Here is a 2,197-nt window from a genome sequence, read left to right on the forward strand (position 1 = left end):
GAACGCTTTGGTTTTGTTCGCAGTAGCCCATTGAGTTTCTACTCTGACCCAGAACGTGAAATGGAGTCCTTCGAGCAAAACTTACGCTATGCCGGGCAGTATTTTGACAATGGAACGGGGCTACATTTTAATACGTTCAGGTTCTACGACCCACAGATAGGCCGTTTTATCATGCCTGATCCGATTGGGTTGTTGGGTGGGATGAATTTGTATCGATATGCACCGAATCCGTTGTCACATACAGATCCATTAGGATTAATTAATCCTCATGACTTATGGTATACACAAAATTCTATTTCGGATATTTTTGCGCAAGGCCCATGGAAAGGTAAAACAGTAGAAGAGGCCATCATTGAAACTAGAAAACTAGGTAAATTACCAGATGGTCTTCAAATTAGTTATGAAAAAATAATAATGCCTAATGGGCAAGAGGTGTATGCAACCTTAAATAATCGTACGACTTACGTTGCCCAACAAGCAGGGCTCAAAAATGTAGATGCTATAGACAAAAAAGGCAAAGGTTTAAATACATATAATAAACTAACAGATGGCGGTTCAAGGCTGCCATCACCTAATCACCCTGAAGTTAAATTAAAAAAATGTTAACATCTGGAGTTATATATGCCCAAAGAGATATACACTGGAACCTATTTATTTGGTGATGTAAATTCAAACACTTCTTTTGGGGGGGTATCAAGTACCATAAAGCTGCCTAATTATGAAAAATTCATAACGTTGTACATACATGATAAATGTAAAAGTGGCATAGATATTATCGAGAATGCAGCAACATACAATTTATCTATAAAGGAATTAGAAGGTTTGTATTTAGCATTAGAGAGAATAATAAATGATATCAGAAAGTTAGAATCGCTATCAAAACAAAATCTCTTATGTGAGAGTGCTTATTCGTTTACTGATGAGTAGGTAAATATCCAATAAGCCCCAAAAACAGATGCATTCGTTAAGGGCGTTTGGAAAATCTTCAAAAAAGGAGCCAAAAAGGTTTATGCTATTAACAGGGAAACCGGAGAATTGTATCGTGATAAACCTGAAACTCGATATTTTGCTTGGCCTGATGCTGCAAAAATTTATGATGGTACAGATGGTCGCTACTTAACCGCAACAGCATTTAATTTCTATATTGCTAAATAACAAGTATAGAAGGCAGTTTTTACTGCCTTCGCAAATTCATTCTTCCCTATAAAGTATAAAATAACATTTCTGAATACGCATACTGTTGTTGATGTAACCGCAAAGCCCCTCCCTGCCGTTAGCATCTCGACCGATCCACAATCCAGACAAGCGCTTGTCTGGCTTCTCTGACAGTATATACACCTTATTATTGAATCGCTCTACGCTTGCCTTTGGCGTGCCTTCTGGAATGTTAAACTCACCCAGGTGCGCGTAGCTGTTCAGCCGCAGAACCGTAATACTGCCCTTTTCACCAGGCTCGGCTTGCTGCTCTGATTCTTTGGTTGCCTGCCCGGCTTTCCCGGTGTTACCAACAATGCAAAACTGACCCACTAACGATCACCGAATTTGAACGCGATGACCTCCATCGTGAAATCAGCCGTACCCAAGGTGTTCTAACCCAATACCGACAGTACGATAAGCTGGGACGGACAATAAGCACCTTCAGCTCACGCGATAAACCGCATCCACTCAATGGCATTACCTCATCACGAAAATGGTTTTATGATGAGCAAGATAACCTTGGCGCGATGGAAGACCATTATCGGGGCTGGGTGGAATACCTGTATGACTCTGAGCAGCGGCTGAAGAAAGTCTCCAGTGGCGAAAACATGGATGCCATGCTGTTCTATGACCGTGCGGATAATCTGTTAGAGCGTCCTCAGTCAGAAATCGAGGTTCAAACGCCATCAACGCCAGTCCTAAGCCCACAAGGGGATAGGCTACTTCAATTTCAAGGCTGGCAATATCGCCATGATGCGTACGGTAACGTGATTTCACGCGAACACCCTAACCAAGTCAAACAAACGTATCAGTATGATGGGGATAACCGTTTAGTTATCGCCCAGACCAGTGACGTGAAAGCCCAGTATCACTACGATGCACTGGGTCGGCGCATTCATAAAGTGGTCGAGTCACGAGCTCATGGCAAGCTAACACGCCATGAAACCCATTTTGTCTGGCAAGGACTACGGTTACTGCAAGAGCAGGATATCAATACCAG

General features: G+C 42.2%; 2 protein-coding genes and 1 pseudogene. All 3 read left to right on the forward strand.

Going from position 1 to position 2,197, the window contains the following annotated elements; all coding sequences use genetic code 11:
• A partial coding sequence (locus tag PR675_RS05835; protein ID WP_272582703.1) for an RHS repeat-associated core domain-containing protein occupies positions 1-606 on the forward strand: 606 nt, incomplete at its 5' end.
• Positions 607-621: 15 nt separating this feature from the next.
• Positions 622-927: a hypothetical protein gene (locus tag PR675_RS05840; RefSeq protein ID WP_004927190.1), complete on the forward strand. Its 306-nt coding sequence runs from the start codon at positions 622-624 to the stop codon at positions 925-927.
• A gap of 551 nt (positions 928-1,478) precedes the next feature.
• Positions 1,479-2,197: pseudogene (locus tag PR675_RS05845) on the forward strand (type IV secretion protein Rhs); the annotation flags it as partial.

It is taken from the genome of Providencia sp. PROV261 (genome assembly GCF_028477945.1).
Lineage (GTDB): Bacteria > Pseudomonadota > Gammaproteobacteria > Enterobacterales > Enterobacteriaceae > Providencia > Providencia stuartii.